At 69.5% G+C, this 6,000-nt stretch carries 6 protein-coding genes; 4 read left to right on the forward strand and 2 right to left on the reverse strand.

The annotated features are described in order from the left end of the window. Nucleotides 1-595: 595 nt before the first annotated feature. On the forward strand, nt 596-757 hold the full coding sequence (locus E0500_RS30560) for a hypothetical protein (RefSeq protein WP_165935079.1): 162 nt from the start codon (nt 596-598) through the stop codon (nt 755-757). 340 nt (nt 758-1,097) lie between these two features. Beyond that, nucleotides 1,098-1,274 carry a hypothetical protein gene (locus E0500_RS30565; protein ID WP_165935078.1) on the forward strand — a complete coding sequence of 59 codons (177 nt, stop codon included), beginning with the start codon at nt 1,098-1,100 and terminating at the stop codon, nt 1,272-1,274. Nucleotides 1,275-2,008: 734 nt separating this feature from the next. Here the strand turns inward: E0500_RS30565 and E0500_RS30570 are convergent. Continuing rightward, the gene (locus E0500_RS30570) at nt 2,009-2,206 is read right to left on the reverse strand and encodes a hypothetical protein (protein ID WP_131565932.1); all 198 of its coding nucleotides are present in this window, start codon (nt 2,204-2,206) and stop codon (nt 2,009-2,011) included. 540 nt (nt 2,207-2,746) lie between these two features. On the opposite strand from E0500_RS30570, the gene E0500_RS30575 reads away from it, so the two are divergent. Continuing rightward, nucleotides 2,747-3,454, forward strand: a complete 708-nt coding sequence (locus tag E0500_RS30575) for a hypothetical protein (RefSeq protein ID WP_165935077.1) — start codon at nt 2,747-2,749, stop codon at nt 3,452-3,454. 2 nt (nt 3,455-3,456) lie between these two features. After that, nucleotides 3,457-4,020, forward strand: coding sequence for a bifunctional 2-polyprenyl-6-hydroxyphenol methylase/3-demethylubiquinol 3-O-methyltransferase UbiG (locus E0500_RS30580; protein WP_165935076.1), 564 nt, complete (start codon nt 3,457-3,459; stop codon nt 4,018-4,020). Nucleotides 4,021-4,734: 714 nt separating this feature from the next. Here the strand turns inward: E0500_RS30580 and E0500_RS30585 are convergent. After that, nucleotides 4,735-5,175, reverse strand: coding sequence for a hypothetical protein (locus E0500_RS30585; protein ID WP_131565930.1), 441 nt, complete (start codon nt 5,173-5,175; stop codon nt 4,735-4,737). Between the last annotated feature and the right edge of the window lie 825 nt (nt 5,176-6,000).

Below are 6,000 nucleotides of genomic sequence, written 5' to 3' on the forward strand. Positions count from 1 at the left end.
TCGACACCCTCACGGCAACCGCGGACAGTCCCTCCCATGGTCCGCGGAGTGCCCCGCAGGGGCCACCGCACCGGCGAGCATGCATGCCGCGGCGTCCGTGGCCGCCACCCAGTCCATCACCCCGGCCCGGATACCGCCTGAGGCCTGGAAGAAGAAGGGAGGGAGCGGGCGGGACGCGGGGAGCGCCTGTGCGGAAACGGTGAACTCCCAAGCAGCGGTGAGCACTTGACACGCCATGTGTCAGCTATGTCTCGGTTGGGGTCGAAAGAGATTTATGAGAGAAAAGAGGTGTGGGGTCCTCGGGCGCCTACCGGATCGGCCGCGCGCATTCAATACGAAGTCGCAGGCCAGCGCTATCGAATGAGGGCCGCGCAGGTGCCATGGTCGGGCTGTCGGTGCCGGGTCGCGTTGCCTGCCGCAACAGCTGTGGCCAGGACGGCATGCGCCGGTAAACGGCCTGATCATGGCGGGGGTTGCGGGGCTTACCCCCGCATCCGTGACCCTGGGGCCGCCTTGTCCGGGGCCGTTCTGCCCCGACACCCAACCACCGCACGTTCCTGCCCTGGGGCGTGCCCGAATCCCGAGGGGGAACTTCGTGTCCACGCTCGCTCTGCTCGTGCTGCTGCTCCTGGCCGTCGTCGTGGTGCTGCTGGCGGCCGGCGCCGCCTACGTCGTGCACCGCCACCCGACCTGGGGCCAGCCGCTCGGTGCCGTGACCGTTATGGCCGCCATCGTCGGCGTGATCCTCGCCCGGTGAACCCGGCGAGTCCGTGCGGGGCCGGGGCAACGGGGAGCCCCGGCCCTGACCACGGGCCCGACCACCGTTCGAAGTACTGCGGCCGGGCTGGTGCTGGCCGATGGCCCGGAGTTCGTTCGCAGCTATTGAATGCCGTCTGCCGAACTGGTCGTCTGTCCCAGCCAACAGCCCCTTGCCGCCTCGGTGGGGGGCTTCTTCGTGCCTCGGTCCTGTCCTCGGGCTTTCGACTCCCGAGAAGGGCTGCGGAGGAGTTGCGGGGCTAACCCCCCGCTGCCTCACCGTCAGAACCGCCGCGCCCCTGCCGGGGACGGCGGACTTTTCCGATCAGCTTGGAGGAACAGTGAGCAGCCAGCAGCGCGACCAGCAGCAGGCCCAGACGCAGACCTCGCCGGAGGCGGACCGCCGCCGCGAGTTCGCGAAGAAGGGCGCTCTGGCTGCGATAGGTGGGGCCGCCTCGGGGCTCGCCCGCGTCGGCGGGGAGGTGATCCGTAAGGCTCTCTTCGGGGACGACACGTGACGCGGCCCGGGGGCCGGGCGGGGAGCGGGACGGAGGCAGGAGCGGCCTGGCCGGAAGCCGGGCCGCGCCACAAGACCTGCCGCGTACGGTCCCGTGCATGACCTAGGAGACCCCTCGGGACGCGACTGGAGAGCCTCTGTGCGGGTGGTGCGGCGCGGAGATCCGGCAGTCTGGCGTCGGCCGACGTCGCGACTACTGCATGAGTGTTCTGTGCTGGCCTCTGGTGCCGCCCCTTCGGAGGGCCCCCGGGAAACGGGGAGCCCCGACCCCGACCACGGGCCCGACCACTGCAGGCCACAGCTGTGCGTGGTCCGACCGGTCACCGAAGGCCAGCCGGGCCGCGCACGGCGCAGGGCCAGACACGCTGGGAACCCGGCTGCCGCCGGCCGCTGACATCACCCGCACGGGCGACCCCTGCCCACCTGGCGACAACATCTGTTGCGGCAAGGGTTGCGCTGGAGGTTGCGCTGGGAGTTGCGCCAAGTGTTGCGCGGGCCTTCCTGATCTTCCGGCATTCACACAGGTCACCGCCCCTGTACAGGCGTGGTCGGGGTGCTGACATCCCCCTCAGAGCACCCCGCGACCGCCCCAACCTGGAAGAAGGAAGGGTGGGAGGGAGCGGGCGGGACGCGGGGAGCGCCTCGGGGGATTGGGCGCTCTCGTGTCCTGTTGCGCGTCGGCGGCGGCCTCCGCGCCGGGCCAGCCGCTGTGCGTCCGGAGGGGGAGCGGTGGGGTCAGCGGCGGGTGAGGCTGAGCCCTACGGCCGTCAGGAGCACGGCCGCTACGCCGACGGCCACGGTGAGCGGCTGCGCGAGGGCGGGGTGCTGGTAGGTCACGTACATCGCGATGCCGCTGATCATGAGTATCACCAGGACGGCTAACAGGCCCAGCAGGACCATCACGTTCGGTTCACGGGTCGGGCGAGAGGGCACCTACGGGTCCTTCACGGATCCAGGGCGCGCGGACCGAACCGCGCACAGCGACGGGACGTGCCTGACGCTCGTCACGCTAGCACACTTACCAATCGATACCGCTCCTGACCTGCGAAAAGCATGGCATCGCAATGCCTATGCGGGTAGCGTGGCCCGACCTGGAAGCCCGGAGGGCGCGCCGCGCCAAGAGGGGGTGGGGCGCGCCGTACGGCACGATGGCGACCCCGGGGTCGCGCCGTACGGCGCGGACGTGCGATGTGTCGGCTTCGTGTCAGTGAGGGCGTGTCAGTCACGGTGGAGCGGGAGAACCGTGTTCTTGCTGGTCGTCGGTCCGTGGCTGGGGCTTGCCACTGACATGGCGTTGATTGTCGCGGACTGACGCCACCCGAGACGAAAGTGCAGTATCTTTTTTGGTGGACCCCGTCGTGATGGACACCGTGGCGTGCTCGGGTCTGTCTGCTGTGCGCGCCATGTTCCCGCGCCGGCGGCGCTGCGGTGCGTCGGCCGGGTCACCGACCAGCGTCGAAGGAGAGACCAGCGATGATCCACCCAAGCCGGAGGCATCTCGTACGAACGCGGGAGCTGCTGGCCCAGGACATGGGCACGACTTTGGGAACGCTCCGGAACAAGAAGCCATACGCAGCGCAGGGGTTCCCTGCGCCGATCAGTTCCGACGGCGCTCGGGTGCTGCTGTGGGACGGCGGGCAGACCGCCGCCTATCTCGCCGGCGAGCCCGTCCCGGCACTCCCGGACACGGACGGCCCGGAAGTCCTCCTGGACCGGCAGGAAGCCGCCGCGGAGCTGAAGGTGACGCCCCGGACGTGGGACGGGTACAAGACGGACCCGCAACTCTCGCGGCACCTGATGGACGTCCACGGTGTGGAGCACTGGCCACGCCAGGCCGTGCACGCCTTCCGCGACGGCCGGCCCGGCAAGGAGAGCGCGTCCGGCCGGCCGAAGGGGAAGGCGGACGCCGTTCCGCGCGGGGAGCTCCGTGCCCGGGTGGCCGTACTCCTCGATGCGACGCCGGCCGTCACCATTGCCGACACCTGCCGAGCGCTCGGGGTCGCGCCGGCCACGGCGCAACGGGTGTTGGCCCAACTCCGGGGCGAGCGGATCGGGGCGCTCATGGAGACGTCTCCTGCGCTGTCCTTCGACCAGGCCGCGGACCGGCTCGGGTATCCGGCCGCCGTGCGTCGGGGGGCGCGGGACGTCCTGGTCACCGCCGGCGCGGAGACGGAGGGGTGACCATGCGCACGGTCGTTGCCGTGGACGAATGGGACGCGCACTATGCCGCCGGGCGTGACTTCAGGCCTGTGACCAGCGAAGAAGGGGTGGCGTTCGACCTGAACGTCGGTCCGGGCGAGGGCCGTTCGGCTCTGGATATCGGCTGCGGCACGGGTGGATTCGCATCCTTCTTGTGCGAGCGAGGCTACTCGGTGGTGGGTGTCGATTACGCGGGAGCGGCCATTTCCACGGCCACCACTCGTCACCAGTCGGCCGCCGGTCTGTCCTTCCGGCACTGGAATGCCGAAGCGGACCCGTGGACGGAATTCCCCGCACGCGATCTGATTTCCTGCCGCCTCAGCTACGCATTCATTCAGGAGAAATCTGAATTCTTGCGAAAGGTGAAATCGAGTATTTCGCCCGGTGGGGTCTTTTATGTAATGACCCCGCACTCCGATAAGCTCCCACCGGAGCGAAACGGGATTGGAGTATCGGCGGATGAGATCGAAGAGCTGCGTCACGGGTGGACTTCCGTAAAGGAATGGACTTTGGATGCGCAGCACGTTTGTTACGCCCTGACTCTCTGACGTTTTCAGGGAGCTAGGATCAGGACTGGCGCCCGGTCAAGGCAAGGTGTTGCCGCGTGGAACCAGGCGCCGGTGACGGCCGGCCGTGGGCCGCTAACCCCTCCGCCGTACCACCGGCGGACCGGCCGTCACACCAGGCGCCCCGAGCAAGTGCCCACGGCGCAGCTGCTCCCCACCGGCCCGAGACGGGCCGCACGGTCGCCTCGCGCGGCCCCTTCCCTCGCCGACGGCCGGGAAGGCGCGAGCCCCGACCCTGTGGGCCGCCAGACGGCCGTCCAGCACTGAGTGGACCCCGGTGGCGCGGGCAGGCAGGCAGGGAGGCAGGGCGCAGCGCCGGGCGCGGCAATCGATCTTCATTTCCCGGGGGGTCGTGCGCAGCCGGGGGCGGGGCGCTGCGCGCCCGATGCCGCCCGGTGGGGGCTCCGCTGCGCTCCGCAAGCCCTCCTGCGCCCCCGCGTGCCGGACGTCGCCTCCGGCGCCACCCGGCCGGGTGCTCCGCACCCTCACGCGCTGCGGGCTACGACAGTCGGTCACCGGGCGCGCTACGCGCCCCCGGCTCCCTCGCTCCGCGCTGTCGTAGCCCTTGCCCTGCCGCTTCACGGCAGGGGGTGTGGCACCGGGCGCGCAGCGCCCCGGCCCCGGCTGCGCACGACCCCCCGGCCGTCACTCAGGGTGACGGCCGGGGGGCGCTCACTGTGCGTTACCAGGTCCGGCTCAGTGGCCGTCCTCCCCCGGTCGGCACGGGGTGCACTTCATGGCGTCCTTCTCCCACAGCGGCCAGTCGACCGCGAAGCCGTTCGCCTCGATGATCTTGGCCGTGTTGAACACGGAGCCGTCGCCCTTGCGCCCCACTTCCGGGATGTGGTCGAGGAATCCCCCGTCCATGTGCTCCGCGCAGAACTCGCGGTAGTTCTTGGTGTCCAGGATGAAAACGTGGACGCCGTGGTCCACCAGTTCACCCGGACCCATGCCGAGACCGCGCCCGCGCATCTCCATGGACGTGATCAGGTAGGCAACCGCCTGCCCGAAGATCCGCTCAGCCATGACGATGTCGAAGGGGAAGTCGCGCATGAGGAGGGCGATTTCCTTCGCCCAGACCTCCGGCGAAACGAACGACTTCGGGTCGCGCGTTTCGACCTGAATTTCGGTTCCCATTCCCGTGGGTTCCTTCCTGTTGGTGTTTTTCGTGGTGTCCGGGGCCGCTAACCCCTGACATGAATAAGATACTGCACTTCGATCACGAGCACCACCCGGATTCCCGAACTATTTCCTGAGTGTCAGTCAGATTCGATCCGGATATTTTCCGGCCTCAACGGGAGCGCCTTCCGCTCTTTTCGGGGTGGTGCCGTGTGTTGGTTCCAGTGTTGGTCTGGGCGTGGTTTTTGATGCAGGTTCAGGATTCGGCTCAGGGTGCTTTGTTGCGACCCTTCGAATTCACTCAGATTCCCTGACGGTGTGTCAGTTCAGGCCGTGAGGTGCTCCGGCCTCGTGCTGCTCCCCACCCCGGGGCAACGTCTGTGCAGGTCAGGACCGGTGGGGCCACGTTCCGGCGTGGTCCGGGCTCCCTCTGGGGGTGGTGGCCGGGGGTCCCAGTCGCTACACAGGCTGGAGAGTGATGCAGGGGGTGGCCTGGTTCTGCCAACAGAACATGCTGCATCACTTGCCGTAGCCCCACCCGCAGTTGGGCACCCGCCCCGAGCCCCTCTCTCGTAGCCAGCCGCCCGCGTAGCGGGCTGGTCCGGGCGCGGAGCGCTCGGGCCTCCAGGCCCCGGGGACCGGGGCCCAAATGCGCAGCGCAGCGCAGCATTTGGCGGGGGAGCGCAGCGCCCCCGCTCCCCCGGCCGTAGGCCGGGGGAGCCCTCGGAGCGCAAGCGGAGAGGGCACGGCCCCGCAGTGGCCGAACACCCACGCGCAGCGTGGGTGGTGACGCTCCGTCACCCGCCTCCGCGCAGCGGGGGCGCTCTCTTCTCTGCGCGCAGC

It is taken from the genome of Streptomyces sp. KM273126, assembly GCF_004337435.2.
Taxonomy (GTDB): Bacteria; Actinomycetota; Actinomycetes; order Streptomycetales; family Streptomycetaceae; genus Streptomyces; species Streptomyces acidicola.

Excerpts from the sequence above, each read along its gene's own strand:
- E0500_RS30575 (WP_165935077.1), top strand. The coding sequence starts at position 2,747 with ATGATCCACCCAAGCCGGAGGCATCTCGTACGAACGCGGGAGCTGCTG.
- E0500_RS30585 (WP_131565930.1), bottom strand. The coding sequence starts at position 5,175 with ATGGGAACCGAAATTCAGGTCGAAACGCGCGACCCGAAGTCGTTCGTT.
- E0500_RS30580 (WP_165935076.1), top strand. The coding sequence starts at position 3,457 with ATGCGCACGGTCGTTGCCGTGGACGAATGGGACGCGCACTATGCCGCC.